At 57.3% G+C, this 490-nt stretch carries 1 protein-coding gene; it reads left to right on the forward strand.

Features of this window, described 5'->3' with window-relative positions; genetic code table 11:
* Positions 1–490, forward strand: a 490-nt coding sequence (locus AAY47_RS18605; RefSeq protein ID WP_047771783.1) for an AMP-binding protein, incomplete at both ends; no start/stop codon positions are given.

Genomic DNA, 490 nt, shown 5'->3' on the forward strand with positions numbered 1-490 from the left:
GCGCTGGATACCCTGCCCGATACCGTGCAAACCCTGTTGGTGGGGGGCGAGTCCTGTCCGCCAACCTTAGTCAAACGCTGGTCACCCGGACGGCAAATGCTTAATGCCTATGGACCAACAGAAATCACAGTCTGTGCCACACTCTATTCCTGCGCTTCCTCCGCAGAGGATAATCCGCCCCCGATTGGCCGTCCGATTGCCAATACCCGGATTTATATTCTGGATGCACAGGGGCAACCCGTTCCTTGTGGTGTGACGGGGGAAATTTATATTGCCGGGGCGGGTGTGGCTCGCGGTTACCTGAATCGGCCTGAACTGACCGCTGAACGCTTCCTGCCTGATCCGTTCTCGTCAGAACCCGATGCGCGGATGTACAAAACCGGTGACCTCGGCCGCTGGCGGCCCGATGGCAATATCGACTACCTTGGTCGCAATGATTTTCAGGTCAAGCTGCGGGGTTTCCGCATTGAACTGGGGGAAATCGAAACCC

Source organism: Xenorhabdus griffiniae, from assembly GCF_001028135.1.
In the GTDB taxonomy this organism is placed as follows: Bacteria; Pseudomonadota; Gammaproteobacteria; order Enterobacterales; family Enterobacteriaceae; genus Xenorhabdus; species Xenorhabdus bakwenae.